Source organism: Micromonospora sp. KLBMP9576 (assembly GCF_050941805.1).
GTDB lineage: Bacteria > Actinomycetota > Actinomycetes > Mycobacteriales > Micromonosporaceae > Micromonospora.
Genome location: NZ_CP194567.1, coordinates 4,611,230 through 4,629,556, shown reverse-complemented (window position 1 = coordinate 4,629,556; position 18,327 = coordinate 4,611,230). Strand labels below are relative to the sequence as shown.

Sequence of the window (18,327 nt, the reverse complement as noted above, 5' to 3'; positions counted from 1 at the left end):
GACCACAGGGGGATCTTCCGATGGTGTACGTGATGTTGCAGAGCGACTGGACCGACGGCAACGGGGTGAGCCACCTCGCGGGCGACTCCGTCGACGTGGACGCCGCCACGCTGGCCGCGTTGCAGGCGCAGGGCGTCGTCAGCGAGCAGTCCGGCGGTGGCAAGGACGGCACGGAGTGGGTCGGTCCGGGCAGCACCAACTGGGTCGGTCCGGGCAGCAACACTCCCTGACACCTGACGTACGGGAAGGGGCCGCGGCAGCCGCTGCGGCCCCTTCCCGCGTACGCCTTCAGCGCTCGTTCATGCCGGCCCGGCGGCGCAGCGCGGCCACGTCGGTGACGACGATCCGCCGGCCCTCGGTGCGCAGCCAGCCCCGGCTGGCGAACGACCCGATCGCCTGGTTGACGCTCTGCCGCGAGCCGCCGGCCATCTCCGCGAGCTGGCTCTGGTTGAGCTCGATGGTGATCATCGGCGCCTGGCTCTCGCCGGCCAGCCGCACCAGGGTCTTGGCGACCCGGCCGGGCAGGTCCAGGAAGACGTGGTCGGCGTTCTGCTCGGTCAGGCGGCGGATCAGCCCGCCGAGCGAGCGCATCACCGCGTCGAGGATGCGCGGATTGGAGTGCACCAGTTCCATGAACGCGCCGCGGGACAGCGCGAGCGCCGCGCAGTCCTCGATCGCCTCGGCGGAGGCGGACCGGGTGGAGGCGTCAAGCAGGGAGACCTCGCCCAGCACGTCCGGCGGACGGATGACCGACAGCACCGCACGTTCGCCGGTCGGCGCGGTGCGGAAGACCGCGACGGCGCCCCGACGCAACACGATGAGTGACTCGCCGGGGTCGTTCTCGACGAAGAGCAGCTGGCCCTTGCGGTATGTCCGGGGGACCGCCGCGGCGATCACCCGCTGCCGGACCTCCGGCTCCAGCCCGGCGAACATCTCGACACCCGTGAGCGCGTCGCCCGGCTCCGGTAGGCGCATTTCCACGGGACAACCCCTCCCCGGTCAAGGACCACAACTCGCTCACCGGGTGAACCTGAAGGCCCTCGACGAGGTGAAATGACACCGGTTCGGCGTCCGGTAGCGGTACACATCAGATCATGACGGTCCCGTCGCTTGCTGTACACCCCTCAAATCACTTCCGTGACAGTCCCGAGCTGCGGCGACCGGCGCGTCCGCCCCGGTCGCCGGGGTGCGACGGGCATGGGCGAGGATGACGGGCGATGGTCTACCGCTATTTTTACGACTGCGAGTTCATCGAGGACGGCCGGCTCGTCGACCTGGTGTCGATCGGCGTCGTCGACGAGTACGGCCGTGAGTTCTACGCCGTCTCGACCGAGTTCGACGACTCGCGGGCCGTGCCCTGGGTGCGCCGCAACGTGCTCGACAAGTTGCCGGCGCCGGCGAACCGTGCCTGGCGTTCCCGCGAGCGTATCCGCGACGAGCTGCACGACTTCCTCCTCGAGCCCGTCCGGGACCGCCCGGGCGAGCAGTTGGAGCTGTGGGCCTGGTACGCCGCGTACGACCATGTCGTCCTGGCGCAGTTGTGGGGCGCGATGCCGGCGCTGCCCCGGGAGATCCCCCGGTTCACCAAGGAGCTGCGGCAGCTCTGGGACGACCGGGGCCGCCCGCCGCTGCCGGACGCCGACGCGGCGCGGCACGACGCGCTGGTCGACGCCCGGCACAACCTGGCCCGGTGGCGGGCGATGACCGGTTCGTAGGTTTGGTCGGTTCTGTCCCGGGCACCGGTGCGACGTCGAGCCGATGTGAGGGAGAGTCCCATGAGCAACGAACCGACCAACGCCGCCGAGGCCCGACGCCGGGTCACCGAGCTGGTCCGGCAGGCGCGCATCTGCATGCTGACCACGAACGCCGTGGACGGGCGCATGGTGAGCCGACCGATGGGGCTGCAGGAGGCGGAGTTCGACGGTGACCTGTGGTTCTTCGCGTACGCCGATTCCCACAAGGTCCGGCAGATCCGGGTGAACCCGGAGGTCAACGTCGCCTTCTCCGACTCGAGGCGTAACTCGTGGGTGTCGCTGGCGGGCACGGCCCGTGACGGCTACGACCGGGCGAAGGCCGAACAGCTGTGGAGCCCGGTGCTCAAGACCTGGTTCCCGGACGGCCTGGAGACCCCGGGGCTCACGCTGATCCGGGTGCACGCCAGCTCCGCGGAGTACTGGGACTCGCCGTCGAGCACCGTGGTCAACCTGTTCGGCTTCGCCAAGGCGGCGGTGACCGGCAGGCCGCCGAAGGCGGGGGAGAGCCACGAGGTCAGCTACTGACCGGTAGGTGGAACCGGCCCGGGGCGCGGTGTCGGGGTATCCCCGCGACGACTACAGTGCGCAGTGACGGCCCGCCCCGGGCCGGCAACGGCGCCGATGGTCTGATCCGACACATATCCTGGGGCAAATCGGGCTTCACCTGATCCCAGGAGGATGAGCAGATCATGCGTATCGGCGTGCTCACCGGCGGCGGCGACTGCCCAGGTCTCAACGCGGTCATCCGGGCGGTGGTCCGCAAGGGCGTCGCCAGCTACGGCCACGAGTTCGTGGGCTTCCGGGACGGCTGGAAGGGCCCGCTGGAGGGCCTGTCCCGTCCCCTGGGCATCGCGGAGGTCCGCGGCATCCTGCCCCGCGGCGGCACCATCCTCGGCTCGTCCCGGACCAACCCCTTCAAGATCGATAACGGGGTCGAGCGGATCAAGGACAACCTCGCCGCGCAGGGCGTCGACGCGCTCATCGCGATCGGCGGCGAGGACACCCTCGGCGTGGCCACCAAGCTGCACGAGCTGGGCGTCCACGTGATCGGCGTGCCGAAGACGATCGACAACGACCTCGGCGCCACCGACTACACCTTCGGCTTCGACACCGCCGTCAACATCGCCATGGAGGCGATCGACCGGCTGCACACCACCGCCGAGAGCCACCACCGCACCCTGGTGGTCGAGGTGATGGGTCGCCACGCCGGCTGGATCGCCCTGCACGCCGGCCTGGCCGGCGGCGCCAACGTGATCCTCCTGCCGGAGCGCAAGTTCGACGTCGAGCAGGTCGCCGGCTACGTCGAGAAGCGCTTCCAGCACCAGTACGCCCCGATCGTCGTGGTCGCCGAGGGCGCCCAGCCGCTCGACGGCCAGATGGTCCTGCACAACCAGGAGCTCGACGCGTTCGGCCACGTCCGCCTCGGCGGCATCGGCCAGTGGCTCGCCGAGCAGCTGGAGGCCAAGACCGGCAAGGAGGCCCGCACGGTCGTGCTCGGGCACATCCAGCGCGGCGGCACCCCGAGCGCCTTCGACCGGGTGCTCGCCACCCGGCTCGGCCTGCACGCCATCGACGCCGTCCACGAGGGCGACTGGGGCAAGATGGTCGCCATGCAGAGCACGGACATCGTCCGCGTGCCGCTCGCCGAGGCCACCCGCGAGCTGAAGACCGTGCCGCTGGAGCGGTACGCCGAGGCCGAGGTCTTCTTCGGTAGCTGATCGACCCACGGCGTCGCGGCGGGCCGTCCGGTCCGCCGCGACCCGGCTCACGGCGAGAGGGGTACGACCGCGATGGCGGGTTCGGTGCACACGGTGGCGGTGATCGGCGCCGGCAAGATCGGTGAGCTGATGCTCTCCGGGCTGCTGCGCTCGGGCTGGCCGGTGGACCGGCTGCTCGCCACCGCCCGGCGGCCCGCCCGCGCCGAGGAGCTGACCGCCCGGTACGGGATCCGGGTGGTCGACAACCTCACCGCCGTGGACGAGGCCGAGGTGATCGCCGTCTCGGTCAAGCCGCAGGACGCGGCGACCCTGCTGGAGGAGATCGGGCCGAAGGTGCCCGCCGACAAGCTCGTGATCTCCCTCTGCGCCGGGCTGCCGACCGGTTTCTTCAACCGCCGGCTGCCCGAGGGCACGCCCGTGGTGCGGGTCATGACCAACACCCCGGCCCTGGTCGACGAGGCGATGACCGCGATCTCCGCCGGCGCGCACGCCACCGAGGCGCACCTCGCGCTGGCCGAGGAGATGTTCACACCCCTGGGCGCGACCATCCGCGTGCCCGAGTCGCAGCAGGACGCGGTGACCGCGCTCTCCGGCTCCGGGCCGGCGTACTTCTACCTGCTGGTCGAGGCCATGATCGACGCCGGCATCCTGCTCGGGCTGCCCCGGCAGGTCGCCCACGAGCTGATCGTGCAGACCGCCATCGGTTCGGCCGTGATGCTGCGCGACTCCGGCGAGCACCCGGTGAAGCTGCGCGAGGCCGTCACCTCGCCGGCCGGCACCACCATCTCCGCCGTGCGCGAGCTGGAGAAGCACGGCGTACGCGCGGCGCTGCTGGCGGCCCTGGAGGCGGCCCGCGACCGCGCCCGCGAACTGGCCGCCCAGGCCGACTGACTTCTTCGGCGTCGGCCGCCTCCGGGGGCTCTCTGGAGCCCGTGGCGCAGCCGACCCGTGGTGCCGATTCTGGGCGGAGCGGACCGGCCCGGTCAGGGCGCGTATCGGGTCGTCATCAATGAGCATCGCAGCTTCCGGGCGGGTGCCCGTCCAGGTATGGGCCCGGCGATCTGCGGCTGCGCCGTGTGGGCGCGAGTGACCGGAAGCGATGCCATGGGCATGCAGCGGCGGGCGCCCGAGGGCCCCGGCCGCATGCCCGCCGGGATGGTGTGTCAGACCACGGCGAGCCGGTCCACCAGCAGCTCCACCCTCGGCTCGGTGTCCTCCGGCGGCAGCCGTCCCGATCGGGTCAGGGTGGCCAACCCGTGCAGGGCCGCCCAGAACACCTCTGTGAACAGTGCCGAGTGGACGCCGTCCCCGGCGACCTCGCCGAGGCTTTCCAACAGGGCGGCGAAGGCGTCCTTGAGAGGTTGTGGGGTGTCCTCGCTCGCGAAGGCCAGGCCGCCGTCGAGCTCGAACATGGCGTCGTAGACCGCCGGGTTGCGTGCGGCGAAGTCGAGGTAGGCGCGGGCGAGGGCGGTGACCCGGGCGCGCGGGCCGTCCGCGGCGGAGGCCGAGGCCCGCAGCGCCGCAGCCATCTCGGCGGCGCCGTCGAGGGCGACGGCGCCGATGATCTCGCGTTTGCCGCGGAAGTGGCTGTAGAGGACGGGCTGGCTGTATTCGATGCGCTCGGCGAGCCGGCGGGTCGTGACCGCGTCCCAGCCCTGCTGCTCGGCGAGTTCGCGGGCAGTCGCCACGATGAGGCGCTCGCGCGCCGCCCGTTCGCGCTCCTTGCGTTCCTGTACCGACATGATTCGATCCTAGCATCGCTAGATAATCAAGCGGCAGCAGTGCTAGCGTTGCCTCATCATCTAGCAGCACTAGATTTCAGAAGGGTCATCATGCTCAACGCACTCGAGGTCTTCGCCATCGTGATCGTCGGCCTGATGGTGGGGGTGGAGTTCTCCGTCGCCTTCGTCATCAACCCGATCCTCAACGCACTCCCCGGTGACAGCGGCCAACTCGGCCGCTCCCACGGGGGCCGGATGCTCGGCGCCGTGATGCCGGTCTGGTACATCGCCTCGCTCGTCCTCGTCGCGGTCTGTGCCATCGCCGGATGGCGCTCCTACGGCAACGGCCTCGTCGTCACCGCCGGCGCGCTGCTGATCCTCAGCGTGATCATGTCGATCCTGCTGCTCGTCCCGATCAACAACCGGGGCAAGACGTGGACCCCTGACAACCGGCCCGCCGACTGGAAGCAGCAGATGAACCGCTGGGACCGCCTCCACTACGTCCGCGTCGCCGTCATCATCGCCGCCTTCGCCCTGCTGGTCGCCGCCCTCACCTGAGCCCGCAGGCCGACACCGCCGGAGCTGGCGCAGGGCCTCGCCCAGTGGCAGGCGTTCTCGACCAGGGTCGGCAACCACCTCTCCACCGGCGACACCGGCGACGACCTGTCACTGCCCCACCCCCCGGAGCGCCGAGAAGAGGACGCCGTGAACTCCACCCCCCGAACCCCGGCCGGGTCCCGAGAGGTCTGGCAGCGCCCGTCCGCGCAGGCCGACCGGAAGTGGTGCGACGACTTCGTGATCGAGCTACGGCTCCGGGACGTGCCCGTCCCGTGATCGGAGAGCACCTGGGCGAGGTCGAAGCCCACTGCGCCGAGACCGGCGAGACACCCTCGGAGGCGTTCGGGATCCGACCGACTACGCCAGGTGGCTCCACGAGAGCGGCTCACCGGCGCCCGTGACGGGGGTCTGGAAGATCACGGTCCTCTCGGCCGCACAGGTGCTGGCAATGCTCGTCGGCACCGCGGCGGTCGCCCCCTGGGCGCGCGGCGAGCGGCTGAGCTGCAACGCGGTCCAGCTCGCCTGCCTCGGGGTGTTCCTGCTCGTGCTCCTGAGCCAGCCCAAGCTGCTGTCGCCCCTGATGCGTCACCCCTTGGCGGTCGGTCTTCCCCTGGCCGCCCTGATGGTGCCCCTCGTCGCCGTGGGGGCAGCGGCCCGGCCTGCCGGCCGTACTGACCCTTCCCGCCCCGGCGCTCTCCCTCGGGCTGTTCGTGGTGGTCGGAGTCCTGGCGTTCGTCGAGCACTGGGAGTTGGCACGCGACGGGGACGGCGACCTCGTCACCTCCCCTTCGCCCCCGTGCCGGGAGCACCGCGGGTGGGCGAGAGGCGTCGACGACTGGCCGCTCTCGTGCCGTCCTGCTCGGTCCCCGTCGCCTACCTCGTCCTGGCCGCCGTCAGCTGGGTCTTCGCCTGAGTCACCGGTAGAGCAGGTACGGCTTGCGTCGGCGGTTGAAGTCGGCCAGCTCGCCGGCCCAGGCGCCGACGACGTCGTCCACGTCGGCACCGGAGTCGATCATCGTGCGCAGCCGTGGCGACCCGGTCAGCTTGTCGATCCAGTACGGCCGCACGGTGTCCCAGGAGTCCTGCCGCCAGGCGAACGCCGCGTACTTGCGCGCCTCCACCAGCATCGCGACCCCCGCGCGGATCGGGTCGTACCTCGCCCGGTCGACGACCTTGACCTCGACCCCGGCGCAGAGCTTGTTGAGCAGCGCGGGCTTCTGCCCGGCGGACGTCGGCGTGAAGTACGCCTCGCGGAACTCGACGCCGGGCAGGCCGCGGGCGTTGAGCCGGTCGGACCAGTGGTAGTCGAAGTCGTCGGCCAGCCCGCCGATCAGCTCGAACGGCTTGCAGGTGCCCCGGCCCTCGGTGAGCGAGGCGACGCCCTCGAACAGGCCGGTGCCGGGGTAGGCCAGCGCGGTGTCGGTGGTGGGCATGTTGGGGCTGGGCATCACCCAGGGCAGGTCGGTGTCGGCGGCCAGCCGGTCGCGCTTCCAGTGCCGGCACTCGACGACGTGCAGGTCGACGCGGCGGCCGGCCTCGGCGGGCAGGAACTCCGCGTTGAAGAACCGGGCCAGCTCGCCGACGGTCATGCCGTGCTGCTGGACGATCTCCTTCAGCCCCACCCCCGAGGTGTAGCCGGCGGTCATCATCGGCCCGTAGGCCCGCCCGCCGATCGGGTTGGGCCGGTCCAGCACCACGTACCGCTTGCCGACGCGGGCGGCGGCCATCATGGACGTGTACATCGTCCAGATGTACGTGTAGAAGCGGACGCCCACGTCCTGGATGTCGAAGACGACGGTGTCGACGCCGGCCTCGGTGAACATGGTCTCCCACCGGGCCTGCGAGGCGCCGTACGCGTCGTAGACCGTGATCCCCGTGCGGGCGTCGATGCCGTTGCCCTCGCTTCCGCCGGCCTGCGCCGAGCCGCGGAAGCCGTGCTCGGGGCCGAACGCCGCGGCCAGCCGCACCGAGCCGGCGGCGTGCATCAGGTCGACCAGGTGCCGGTAGGCCGAGTCCACGCCGGTGGGGTTCGAGATCACGCCCACCCGCTGGCCGGCCAGTTCCGCGAAGTCGGAGCGGACGAGCACGTCGAGGCCGGTCTCCACGTGCCGGATGCCGGGTGCGGCGTGCCCGGCCGCACCCGGGGCCGTCGCCGCGACCGCGCCCGCGGTCACCGCACCCGTCGCGGCCAGGAACCTTCTGCGCTCCATGTCGACCTCCCATCGGTTGGTCGAAACTTAGCTACATGCAGATGCGTCGTCAAGGAAGGTTAGCTACAGGGCTCGCCGGTGCGGGACAGGGACGAGGACCAGCTCCGGCGGCGGACCGTCGGCCAGGATCTCCCTGCCCACGGTGGCCTGGCCGGCGATGACGTCCGGGTCGTCGAACGGGTGCCGCAGGTGGTAGCCGCGCTGCGTTGTTGCTGCCGGCGGAGAATGCGGTCAGCCCGGCCGGCACCCCGTCGCGTTCGACGTCGTCCGCTCTGGTCAGTCGTGCGGTCGCGGCCCAGCCACGCTCACACGGCCGCCCCGGTCCGAGTCGGACCGGGGCGGCCGTCGGAGCCGTCGAACGGGACCGGGCGGGCCGGTCAGCGCCGTGGAACGGGACCGGGCGGGCCGGTCAGCGCCGTGGAACGGGACCGGGCGGGCCGGTCAGCGCCGTGGAACGGGACCGGACCGGCCGGTCAGCGGGTGGAACGGGACCGGACCGGCCGGTCAGCGGGTGGCTTCGGTCAGGGCGGCGCGCACCCTGGCGGCGTCGGCCGGCGCCTCGCGCTCCCAGTTCGCCGGGTCGGCGGAGTAGATGCTGCCGTACGCCGGGGTGTCCGGCTGGTAGCGCCAGCTCTCGGCGAGGGTCCCGGCGTCCACGGTGTCGTAGCCGATCCGGTCGAGGAAGGCCGTGGCCTCCGCCTTCGCGCCCGTGTCGTCGCCGGCGACGGGCAGCGCGCTGCGGTCGTCGGCCCCGGCCGGCCGGGCCAGCGCGTGCAGGTGCTTGAAGTAGATGTTGTTGAACACCTTCACCACCCGCGACTGCGGCAGGTGCCGCTGTAGCAGCTCGCTGCTGGTGGTGGCGCCCGAGTCCAGCTCGGGGAACCGGCCGTCGCGCTCCGGGTAGTAGTTGTTGGTGTCCAGCACCAGCTTGCCGGCGAGCGGCTCCACCGGCACGTCCCGGTACGCCTTGAGCGGGATGGTGACGACCACCAGGTCGCCGGCCTCCGCGGCCTCGCGGGCAGTGGCCGCCCGGGCACGCGGGCCCAGCTCCTCGACGAGGTCCTTGAGGGTCTCCGGGCCGCGCGAGTTGCTCAGCACCACGTCGTAGCCGGCGGCCACCGCCAGCCTTGCCACCGTGCCGCCGATGTGTCCACTGCCGATAAGTCCCACAGTTGTCATGCCATCCCCAACCCCGTTCGCGGCGACGATGTTCCGCACCGGTCCTCGTCCGGGGGCCGAGGTGGGAGTCAGGGCCGGCGGGGCCCGGGCGGGACCCGCCCGGGCCGGACGCCCGGATCGCCGTCGCGGGGGACCGGCACCACCACCCGCTCGACCCGCTCGCCGGTCGCCGGGTCGGACCAGGCGAACACCACCGGTCGGGCCGCCGCGAAGAGCGCCCAGACGAACGTCGGCAGGTCCTCGGGCGGCATCCGGATGTAGGACGGCGCACTGTCGGCCTGAGCGAGCAGGTGGTCCAGGACGAAGCGCCGCCGCCCCGCGTCGTCGAGGTGCCCGGGGGCCGGCGGGAGGTGCCGCGGGCGGCCGTGGTCGCGCAGGACGTCGTCGGGCACCGCGGCGTCGAGCACCACCCGGCCGGCGTCGAGCGGGCCCTGGATGCTGACGTGGTGCGCGGGCGGCACCCCGCCGGGCGGGAGCGTCTCCCGTACCGCGAAGAACATCCCGCCCCCTCCGCCCCGACCAGATGCAAGGTGTCGCCGATCGTAGTCCGGTCGGCACGCAGTGGCACGGTCGAGCCCACCCGGGAGGCGCCCCGTGGGGGCGGTCAAGCCGCCGGGGGCAGCACCTTCTCGATCGCGGCGCGCAGCTCGGCCGAGGTGGGCTCGACGGTGGGCGCGAACCGGGCCGCCACCGTGCCGTCGGGGGCGACCAGGAACTTCTCGAAGTTCCACCGCACGTCGCCGGCGTGGCCCTCGGCGTCCGGGGTCTGCACCAGCGCCGCGTAGAGCGGGTGGCGGCCGGGGCCGTTCACGTCGACCTTCTCGGTGAGCGGGAAGGTCACCCCGAAGTTGACCTGGCAGAAGTCGTCGATCTCGGCGGCGGAGCCGGGCTCCTGGCCGGCGAACTGGTTGCAGGGCACGCCGAGCACCACGAGGCCGCGGCCGGCGTACTCGTCGTGCAGTGCCTGGAGGCCGGCGTACTGCGGGGTGAGGCCGCAGCGCGAGGCGACGTTGACCACCAGCAGCGCGCGTCCGCGGTGCCGCGTGAGGTCGGCCGGGCCGCCGGCCAGGGCGTCGATCGGGGTGTCGAAGACGGTCATGGGCCGAGGTTACGCGGCACCGCGGCGGCGTGGCCGCGACCGGCGGCCGGCGGGCGGCTCGGTCACGCTCCCAGAGTAAATCGATACATGCACATCTTGACGAAGTGATGGCGGCGTGAGTAGCGTCTCACCATCAATCTGGAAAGTTTCCTAACTAATAGGGAGACGCCGCATGAAGAGATCGTTCCGCCGGGCCCTCTGGGTCGGCGCCGTAGTGGCGGTAACCGCCGCCACGATCCCGATGACCAGCGCGTTCGGCGCCGGCAGCGTGACCGCCGGGTTCGCCAAGACGCAGGACTGGGGGACCGGTCACGAGACGCGGGTGACCGTCACCAACGGGACGAGCGCCTCGGTGAGCACCTGGCGCATCGAGTTCGACCTGCCGTCCGGCACCAGCGTCAGCAGCTCCTGGGACGCCGACGTCACCCGCACCGGCGACCACTACGTAGCGGTCAAGAAGAGCTGGGCCGGCCCGCTCGCGCCGGGTGCCACGTTCAACTGGGGCTACAACGGCACCGGCGCGTACAGGGCGCCGCTGAACTGCACGATCAACGGCGCCCCGTGCGCCGGCGGCACGCCGCCGCCCACCAGCGCGCCGCCCACCAGCACCCCGCCGACCTCGGCGCCGCCCACCACCCCGCCGCCGACCACCCCGCCGCCCACCACGCCCCCGCCGGACCCGAGCGGCAAGAAGGTCGTCGGCTACTTCGCGCAGTGGGGCGTCTACGCCCGCAACTACCACGTCAAGAACATCCACACCAGCGGCTCGGCCGCCAAGCTGACGCACATCATGTACGCCTTCGGCAACACCACCGGCGGCCGCTGCACGATCGGTGACAGCTACGCCGACTACGAGAAGGCGTACACGGCGGCGGACAGCGTCGACGGCGTCGCCGACACCTGGGACCAGCCGCTGCGCGGCAGCTTCAACCAGCTGCGCAAGCTCAAGCAGATGTACCCGAACCTGAAGGTGATCTGGTCCTTCGGTGGCTGGACCTGGTCCGGCGGCTTCACCCAGGCCGCGCAGAACCCGGCCGCGTTCGCCGAGAGCTGCCACAACCTGGTCGAGGACCCGCGCTGGGCGGACGTCTTCGACGGCATCGACATCGACTGGGAGTACCCGAACGCCTGTGGGCTCACCTGCGACAGCAGCGGCCCGAACGCCTTCAAGAACGTGGCCGGCGCGCTGCGTACGAAGTTTGGCTCGTCCGCGCTGGTCACCGCCGCGATCACGGCGGACGGCAGCAACGGCGGCAAGATCGACGCCACCGACTACGCCGGGGCGGCGACGCACCTCAACTGGATCATGCCGATGACGTACGACTACTTCGGCGCCTTCAACGCGCAGGGCCCCACCGCCCCGCACTCCCCGCTCACCTCCTACGCCGGCATCCCGCAGCAGGGCTTCTGGTCCGACGCGGCGATCCAGAAGCTCAAGAGCAAGGGCATCCCGTCAAACAAACTGCTGCTCGGCATCGGCTTCTACGGCCGGGGCTGGACCGGGGTGACGCAGGCCGCACCCGGCGGCAGCGCCACGGGCCCCGCCCCGGGCACCTACGAGCAGGGCATCGAGGACTACAAGGTCCTCAAGAACACCTGCCCGAGCACCGGCACGATCGCCGGCACGGCGTACGCCAAGTGCGGCAGCAACTGGTGGAGCTACGACACCCCCGCCACGATCAACGGAAAGATGACGTACGCGAAGGACCAGAGCCTCGGTGGCGCCTTCTTCTGGGAGCTCTCCGGTGACACCGGAAACGGCGAGCTGATCGGCGCCATCAAGGGCGGTCTCGGCTGAGCCGAGCGCCGACGCACCACCCACCCGGCGGGGAGGGACCACGCACCGGTCCCTCCCCGCCGGCCGTGCCCGGTCGGCATGTCCGGTCGCGCGTCGGCGGGGCAGGCCCGGGCCGATGTGACAGACTCGCCCCTCGACGGGCGAGACGCCCACGGTGACGGAGGTGGCGATGCACGCGACGCGTGGCAGGCTGGCGGCGGGTGCCGCGCTGCTCGGAACCCTTCCTCTCGCCCTGCTCGGCTGCGGCATCGGCGAGAAGGACGACCCGGCCACCAAGCCCGGGCGGGCCCCGGCCGAGGAGGCCGCCACGAAGTCGCGGGAGCGGGTGCAGGCATACCTCGACGCGATGACGGCCAAGGACGTCGCGGCCGGGCGCAGCCAGCTCTGCGCCGTCCTGCAGGAGAGCTTCGACGCGGCGGCGACCGGCCCCAACGGCGACTTCGCCGACCACTTCACGGTGCCGCAGGCCGAGATCACCGACGTCCGCTCCGGCCCCCGGGGCCAGGAGGTGAGCACGTCGGTCTCGGTCGCCGCCGGCTCCCGCACGCTGACCCGGCCGCTGCTGTTCACGGTCACCCGCGACGGCGCCGACTGGTGCATCGCCGCCGAGTCGCCGGGCGGCAACACCCCGGCACCGGGTGAGAGCGCCCCGGCCGGCCCCGCCTGACCTGGGCCCGGGTGACTCGACTCTCATCTACCGGAACCGTCCCCCTCGCTGCCCGGTCGCCCGGCCGGTCGCCGTACGCTTCCTGTCATGCGCCATGAGTGGCACCAGCTGAGCCATCCCGCGGTGGGCAGTCCTGCCCTGCAGACCAGCCGTCCGACCGTCGACTCCGCCGAGGACGAGGCCCTCGGCCTCGACCGCTGGCGGGAGCTGCCCCGCGCGCAGATGCCGCCCTGGCCGGATCCGGCGGGCGTCGCCGAGGTCTGCAAGGTGCTCGACACCGTGCCCTCGGTGGTGGCGCCCTACGAGGTCGACCAGCTCCGTCAGCGACTGGCGCTGGTCTGCGAGGGCAAGGCGTTCCTGCTTCAGGGCGGCGACTGCGCGGAGACCTTCGCCGACAACACCGAGAGCCACCTGCTGGCCAACGCCCGCACCCTGCTCCAGATGGCGATCGTGCTCACCTACGGCGCGTCCCTGCCGGTGATCAAGGTGGCCCGGGTCGCCGGGCAGTACACCAAGCCCCGGTCGCTGCCGACCGACGCCCGTGGCCTGCCCGCCTACCGCGGTGACCTGATCAACTCGCTGGAGGCCGCGCCGGAGGCACGCGCCGCCGATCCGCAGCGCATGATCCGGGCGTACGCGAACTCGGCCGCCGCGATGAACATGCTGCGCGCGTACCTGGCGGGTGGACTTGCCGACCTGCATGCCGTGCACGACTGGAACAAGGGCTTCGTCAAGAACTCGGCGGCCGGCGAACGCTACGAGGCGATCGCCCGCGAGATCGACCGGGCGATCGCCTTCATCCGGGCCTGCGGGATGACCGACGACGAGGCGCTGCGCACCGTCACCCTCTACTGCTCGCACGAGGCCCTCGCCCTGGAGTACGACCGGGCGCTGACCCGGGTCTCCGACCGTCGGGCCTACGGCCTGTCGGGGCACTTCCTCTGGATCGGCGAGCGCACCCGGCAGATCGACGGGGCGCACATCGACTTCATCTCCCGCATCGCCAACCCGATCGGCGTGAAGCTCGGCCCGACGACGACCCCGGACGAGGCGCTCGAACTCTGCGAGAAGCTCAACCCCGACAACATCCCCGGCCGGCTCACCCTGATCAGCCGGATGGGCAACCACCGGGTCCGCGACGCCCTGCCGCCGATCGTGGCGAAGGTGACCGCCGCCGGCGCGAAGGTGGTCTGGCAGTGCGACCCGATGCACGGCAACACGCACGAGTCGTCCAACGGCTACAAGACCCGGCACTTCGACCGCATCGTCGACGAGGTGCTCGGCTACTTCGAGGTGCACCGTGGCCTGGAGACCCACCCCGGCGGGCTGCACGTCGAGTTGACCGGTGAGGACGTCACCGAGTGCCTCGGCGGCGCCCAGGGCATCGAGGACCTCGACCTGCCCGGCCGGTACGAGACCGCCTGCGACCCGCGGCTGAACACCCAGCAGTCGCTGGAGCTGGCGTTCCTCGTGGCGGAGATGCTCCGTGGCTGACGCGAGGAGTGAGCTTGCGAGCCCCGCAGTCGGCGGCCGAAGGGATGACAGTGGCTGACGCGAGGAGTGAGCTTGCGAGCCCCGCAGTCGGCGGCCGAAGGGATGACAGTGGCTGAACCAATCATCGACCTTCGTTCGGACACCGTCACCCGGCCGACGCCGGGGATGCGGGAAGCGATGGCCACCGCCGAGGTCGGCGACGACGTCTACGGCGAGGACTCGAGCGTCAACGCCCTGGAGGCGGAGGTCGCCGCGCTGTTCGGGCACGAGGCGGCGCTGTTCGCGCCGACCGGTTCGATGGCCAACCAGATCGCCCTGCAACTGGTGGTGCCGCCGGGCGACGAACTGCTCTGCGACGCCGACGCGCACGTGGTGACGTACGAGATCGGGGCCGCCGCCGCGTACGGTGGCATCTCCTCGCGGACCTGGTCACCGGTGGGCGCGGACATCGACCCGGACGTCGTCGCCGCGATGATCCGCCCCGAGGGTTACCACGCCGTCCCGACCCGGGCGGTCGCCGTCGAGCAGACCCACAACCGGGGCGGTGGTGGGGTGATCGCGTTGGCCACCCTGCGCGAGCTGCGCCGCACGACCGACGAAGCGGGCGTGGCGCTGCACTGCGACGGGGCCCGGATCTGGCACGCGCACGTCGCCGACGGTGTGTCGCTGGCCGACTACGGCGCCCTCTTCGACACCCTGTCGGTCTGCCTCTCCAAGGGCCTCGGTGCGCCGGTCGGTTCGCTGGTCGTCGGCAGCGCCGACAAGATCGAGCGGGCCAGGACGATCCGCAAGCGGATGGGCGGCGGGATGCGGCAGGCAGGTGTCCTCGCCGCCGCCGGCCGGTACGCCCTGGCCCACCACGTCGACCGGCTGGCCGCCGACCACCGGCGGGCGGCCCGGCTCGCCGAGGCGCTCGCCCCGTTCGGGGTGCTGGCCACGACCGTCCGGACGAACCTGGTGCCGCTGGACCTCACCAAGACGGCACTGGACGCACACGGACTGGCCGCCGCCGCCCGCGCCGAGGGCGTCCTGGTTTCGGTGCTCGGCCCCCGCACGGCCCGCCTGGTCACCCACCTGGACGTCGACGACGCCGGCGTCGACCGCGCCACCGAGGTGCTCGCCCGCATCCTGCGGGGCTGACCAGGGGTTCGCGGCTCGGGGCTGACCAGGGGTTCGCGCCCGGGTCGGTCGGCACCGTCGCTGTCGGGGCGGTGCCGCCGCCCTCGGCGTCAGGGGTGCAGACGCCTGAGGGTGGCGATGTCGGCGGCGTGGCCGACGTGCTTCTCCGTCGGGGTCTCCACCACGATCGGAACGCCGGCGGTGGCCGGATGCGCCATCAGTTCGGCGAACGCCGGCTCGCCGATGGCACCCCTGCCGATGTTCTCGTGCCGGTCGCGGGTGGAGCCGCACAGGTCCTTCGAGTCGTTCGCGTGCACCAGCCGCAGCCGGTCGGCCCCGACCGTCGCCACGAGGGTGTCCAGCGTCGCGGTCATGCCGCCCTCGGCGGCCAGGTCGTGCCCGGCGGCCCAGGCGTGACAGGTGTCGAAGCAGACCCCGAGCCAGGGGTGCCGCTCCACCGCGTCGAGGTAGGGCCCGAGCTGCTCCACCCGGGAGGCGAGCGACCGGCCGCCGCCCGCGCTCGGCTCGACCAGCAGCCGGGGGCCGTCCGCCGTCGCCGCCTCGTCGAGCAACGGCAGCAGCGTCTCGCGTACCTGACGCATGGCAGCCTCGGCGTAGCCCTCGGCGACCGCGCTGCCGGCGTGGAACACCACCCCCTCGGCGCCGATCGCCCGGCCCCGGCGCAGCGCGTGGGCGAGCGTCTGCGCCGAACGTTCGACAGTGCCGGCGGTGGGGGAGCCGAGGTTGACCAGCAGCGACGCGTGGATGAAGACGGACACGCCCCGCTCGGCGCAGCCGTCGCGGAACAGCACGTCCTGGGCCGGGTCGCCGTCCGGCAGCGCCCAGCCCCGCGAATTGGAGACGTAGACCTGCACGACCTGCGAAGCGGCCGCGTCGACGTACGGCAGGGCGGCCTTCGCCAGGCCCCCCGAGGTCGGCGTGTGCGAGCCGACCGGGCGGTGAGGTGCCGGCATCCCTACATACATCCGAGGGTGACCGGGGTGCCCGGCGGCACCTGCGTGTTCTCCGGCGGGTTCTGGAACCGGGCGACGCCGTTCGGGTTGAACTGGATCACCACGGGGAAGCCCTGGCTCTCCAACAGCTGCTTGGCCTGCTGGCACGGCAGCTCGACGGCCCTGGGGACGGCGACCAGCGGCGGGCCCTTGCTGAGTTCGAGCTTGACCTTCGCGCCCCGCTCCACCCCCGTGCCGTCCGCCGGGCTCTGCCCCAGGATCTCGTCCTTGGGCTTGTCGGAGTCCTTGTAGGTGGGCGGCTCGACCAACTCCAGGCCCAGTTGGGCGAGGACCGTGCGGGCCTCGGCCAGGCCCTTGCCGACCAGGTTCGGCACGGAGATCGGTGCCCTGCCCTTGCTCAGCACGACCGTGACCTTGTCGCCCGGCTTGACCTCGGCGCCGGCCTTCGGGTTGGTGTCCACCACGACGCCGGCGGGCAGGTCGTCGTTGTAGCGTGCGGCGCCCTTCGCCACCACCAGCTTCGCGTCGAGCAGATCCGCTTCGGCGAGCTCGAACTCCTTGCCCACCACGTCCGGCACGGGGTAGCGCTCCGGGCCCAGCGAGAGGGTCAGCGTGATCGTGCTGCCCTTGACGATCCGGGCGGCGGAGACCGGGTCCTGTGCCAGGACGGCGTCCTTCGGGACCTTCTCGTCGTGGCGCGGGTCGGCGAAGTCGAGGACGAATCCGGCGCGGTCGGCCTGGGACTGCGCGTCGGCCTTGCTCATCGCCACCAACTGCGGCGCCTGCGTGTAGCGCCCGGCCGCAAGCCACCAGCCGCCGCCGGCGGCCACCAGGACCAGCACCACCACGGCGGCCATGACCGCCATGCGGCCCCGCGGGTCGCCCAGGACCCGGGTACGCAGCGCGGACAACCGCGACCAGAGGCTCTCGTCCGGCTCGGGCTCGGCCCGGCGCCGGCCCGCCCGGGGAGCACCGCCCTCGGGCAGTCGGGCCCAGGCGGGCCGCTCGGCCGGCCGCACCGCGGCGACCATCATCGTCGGCCCGGCCATCGGCTCGTCGGTGATCCGGCGCAACACGGTGGTACGCGTGTGCGCGTCGCCCAGGTCGTCGCGGACTGCCTGCACCTCGGCCAGCAGGCTGCCGGCATCGGTCGGCCGCGCGCCCGGATCACGCCGGGTGGCGCGGGCGACCAACTCGTCGAGCGCCTTGGGCAGGCCGGGCACCAGGGTCGACGGCGCCGGGACGTCCTTGTCGACGTGCTGCCAGGCGACGTCGACCGGGCGGTCCCCGTCGTAGGGCACCCGACCGGTGAGCATCTCGAACAGCACGATTCCGGCGGAGTAGACGTCGGTGCGGGGGTCGGCGTGGCCCTCGGTGACCAGCTCCGGGGCCACGTACGCGACCGTGGCCATCAGCTGGCCGCCGTTCTCGTCGTCGGCGCTCGCCTCGACCGCACGGGCCAGCCCGAAGTCGGCGACCTTGACCACGCTGTCGACGAGGTTGGCCGCGCCACCGGTGGGCGCCTCGGCGACCAGGACGTTCTCCGGTTTCACATCGCGGTGCACCAGACCCGCCCGGTGCGCGGCGGCGATCGCGGCGAGCATCTGCTCGGCGATGGCCAGCGCCTCGTCGGGGCTGAGCCGGCGCCGCTCGGCGAGCACGTCACGCAGGGTGCGACCGCGGACGTATTCCATCACCAGGTAGGGCAGGCCGGAGTGGGTGCCCTGGTCGTAGACCGCGACGACGTTGGGGTGGGTCAACCGGGCGATGGTCTTCGCCTCGTCGGTGAACCGCTCCACGAAGCCCGCCGTCCGCGCGCGCGCCTCCGGCGCCTGGGACGGATGAATGATCTTGAGCGCCACGGTGCGCTCGAGGCGCTCGTCGGTGGCGGTGTACACAGTCGCCATGCCGCCACGCGCCACGCGACCGCGGATGCGGTAGCGCTCGTCGATAAGCGAGCCCAGCAACGTGTCGGCGACCTGTGTGTCCATCGGCAGGCAGTCTATGTGTCCAGGAGGTGAAGGTTGAACAGGATG

19 protein-coding genes are annotated in these 18,327 nt (G+C 72.1%); 11 read left to right on the top strand and 8 right to left on the bottom strand.

Annotated features, from left to right (window positions below; translation table 11 throughout):
• Positions 1-20: 20 nt before the first annotated feature.
• Entirely contained in the window at positions 21-230 is a 210-nt protein-coding gene (locus tag ACQ452_RS20220; protein WP_433386687.1) for a hypothetical protein, read from the top strand.
• Between the two features lie 58 nt (positions 231-288).
• Here the strand turns inward: ACQ452_RS20220 and ACQ452_RS20215 are convergent, their stop codons facing one another.
• Positions 289-981: a Crp/Fnr family transcriptional regulator gene (locus tag ACQ452_RS20215; RefSeq protein WP_204941321.1), complete on the bottom strand. Its 693-nt coding sequence runs from the start codon at positions 979-981 to the stop codon at positions 289-291.
• Between the two features lie 236 nt (positions 982-1,217).
• Here ACQ452_RS20215 and ACQ452_RS20210 point away from each other — a divergent pair, with 236 nt between their 5' ends.
• The 4 genes from ACQ452_RS20210 (at position 1,218) to proC (ending at position 4,363) form a co-directional block, all read left to right on the top strand.
• Positions 1,218-1,715, top strand: coding sequence for a polyadenylate-specific 3'-exoribonuclease AS (locus ACQ452_RS20210; protein ID WP_433386686.1), 498 nt, complete (start codon positions 1,218-1,220; stop codon positions 1,713-1,715).
• 60 nt (positions 1,716-1,775) lie between these two features.
• Complete coding sequence (locus ACQ452_RS20205) at positions 1,776-2,279, top strand: pyridoxamine 5'-phosphate oxidase family protein (RefSeq protein WP_433386685.1); 504 nt, start codon at positions 1,776-1,778, stop codon at positions 2,277-2,279.
• Positions 2,280-2,443: 164 nt separating this feature from the next.
• Positions 2,444-3,472, top strand: coding sequence for a 6-phosphofructokinase (locus ACQ452_RS20200; RefSeq protein ID WP_433386684.1), 1,029 nt, complete (start codon positions 2,444-2,446; stop codon positions 3,470-3,472).
• Positions 3,473-3,544: 72 nt separating this feature from the next.
• Positions 3,545-4,363, top strand: coding sequence for a pyrroline-5-carboxylate reductase (gene proC / locus ACQ452_RS20195; protein ID WP_433386683.1), 819 nt, complete (start codon positions 3,545-3,547; stop codon positions 4,361-4,363).
• Between the two features lie 272 nt (positions 4,364-4,635).
• On the opposite strand, the gene ACQ452_RS20190 is transcribed toward proC, so the two are convergent.
• Entirely contained in the window at positions 4,636-5,214 is a 579-nt protein-coding gene (locus ACQ452_RS20190) for a TetR/AcrR family transcriptional regulator (RefSeq protein WP_433386682.1), read from the bottom strand.
• A gap of 90 nt (positions 5,215-5,304) precedes the next feature.
• Between ACQ452_RS20190 and ACQ452_RS20185 the strand changes: the two genes are divergently transcribed.
• Together ACQ452_RS20185 and ACQ452_RS20180 are read left to right on the top strand one after the other, a co-directional pair.
• Positions 5,305-5,751, top strand: a complete 447-nt coding sequence (locus tag ACQ452_RS20185) for an anthrone oxygenase family protein (RefSeq protein ID WP_433386681.1) — start codon at positions 5,305-5,307, stop codon at positions 5,749-5,751.
• A gap of 147 nt (positions 5,752-5,898) precedes the next feature.
• Positions 5,899-6,027, top strand: a complete 129-nt coding sequence (locus ACQ452_RS20180) for a hypothetical protein (RefSeq protein WP_433386680.1) — start codon at positions 5,899-5,901, stop codon at positions 6,025-6,027.
• Positions 6,028-6,665: 638 nt separating this feature from the next.
• Here ACQ452_RS20180 and ACQ452_RS20175 read toward each other — a convergent pair.
• From ACQ452_RS20175 to ACQ452_RS20160, 4 genes are all read right to left on the bottom strand, one after another.
• On the bottom strand, positions 6,666-7,961 hold the full coding sequence (locus ACQ452_RS20175) for an exo-beta-N-acetylmuramidase NamZ family protein (protein WP_433386679.1): 1,296 nt from the start codon (positions 7,959-7,961) through the stop codon (positions 6,666-6,668).
• A gap of 504 nt (positions 7,962-8,465) precedes the next feature.
• The gene (locus tag ACQ452_RS20170) at positions 8,466-9,140 is read right to left on the bottom strand and encodes an NADPH-dependent F420 reductase (RefSeq protein WP_433386678.1); all 675 of its coding nucleotides are present in this window, start codon (positions 9,138-9,140) and stop codon (positions 8,466-8,468) included.
• Between the two features lie 68 nt (positions 9,141-9,208).
• Positions 9,209-9,640, bottom strand: coding sequence for a hypothetical protein (locus tag ACQ452_RS20165; RefSeq protein ID WP_433386677.1), 432 nt, complete (start codon positions 9,638-9,640; stop codon positions 9,209-9,211).
• A 104-nt stretch (positions 9,641-9,744) separates the two neighbouring features.
• Positions 9,745-10,239, bottom strand: a complete 495-nt coding sequence (locus ACQ452_RS20160) for a glutathione peroxidase (protein WP_433386676.1) — start codon at positions 10,237-10,239, stop codon at positions 9,745-9,747.
• A 172-nt stretch (positions 10,240-10,411) separates the two neighbouring features.
• Here ACQ452_RS20160 and ACQ452_RS20155 point away from each other — a divergent pair, with 172 nt between their 5' ends.
• The 4 genes from ACQ452_RS20155 (at position 10,412) to ACQ452_RS20140 (ending at position 15,338) form a co-directional block, all read left to right on the top strand.
• Positions 10,412-12,037 carry a glycosyl hydrolase family 18 protein gene (locus ACQ452_RS20155; RefSeq protein WP_433386675.1) on the top strand — a complete coding sequence of 542 codons (1,626 nt, stop codon included), beginning with the start codon at positions 10,412-10,414 and terminating at the stop codon, positions 12,035-12,037.
• Between the two features lie 169 nt (positions 12,038-12,206).
• The gene (locus ACQ452_RS20150; protein WP_433386674.1) at positions 12,207-12,704 is read left to right on the top strand and encodes a hypothetical protein; all 498 of its coding nucleotides are present in this window, start codon (positions 12,207-12,209) and stop codon (positions 12,702-12,704) included.
• Positions 12,705-12,791: 87 nt separating this feature from the next.
• Complete coding sequence (locus ACQ452_RS20145; RefSeq protein ID WP_433386673.1) at positions 12,792-14,198, top strand: class II 3-deoxy-7-phosphoheptulonate synthase; 1,407 nt, start codon at positions 12,792-12,794, stop codon at positions 14,196-14,198.
• Between the two features lie 120 nt (positions 14,199-14,318).
• A complete protein-coding gene (locus ACQ452_RS20140; protein ID WP_433394271.1) occupies positions 14,319-15,338 on the top strand; it encodes a threonine aldolase family protein in 1,020 nt (339 codons plus the stop codon).
• Positions 15,339-15,427: 89 nt separating this feature from the next.
• On the opposite strand, the gene ACQ452_RS20135 is transcribed toward ACQ452_RS20140, so the two are convergent.
• Positions 15,428-16,291, bottom strand: coding sequence for a deoxyribonuclease IV (locus ACQ452_RS20135; RefSeq protein ID WP_433386672.1), 864 nt, complete (start codon positions 16,289-16,291; stop codon positions 15,428-15,430).
• Positions 16,292-16,293: 2 nt separating this feature from the next.
• Positions 16,294-18,282 (bottom strand): Stk1 family PASTA domain-containing Ser/Thr kinase, encoded by a 1,989-nt coding sequence (gene pknB / locus ACQ452_RS20130; RefSeq protein ID WP_433386671.1) that lies wholly within the window; start codon positions 18,280-18,282, stop codon positions 16,294-16,296.
• Positions 18,283-18,327: the final 45 nt, after the last annotated feature.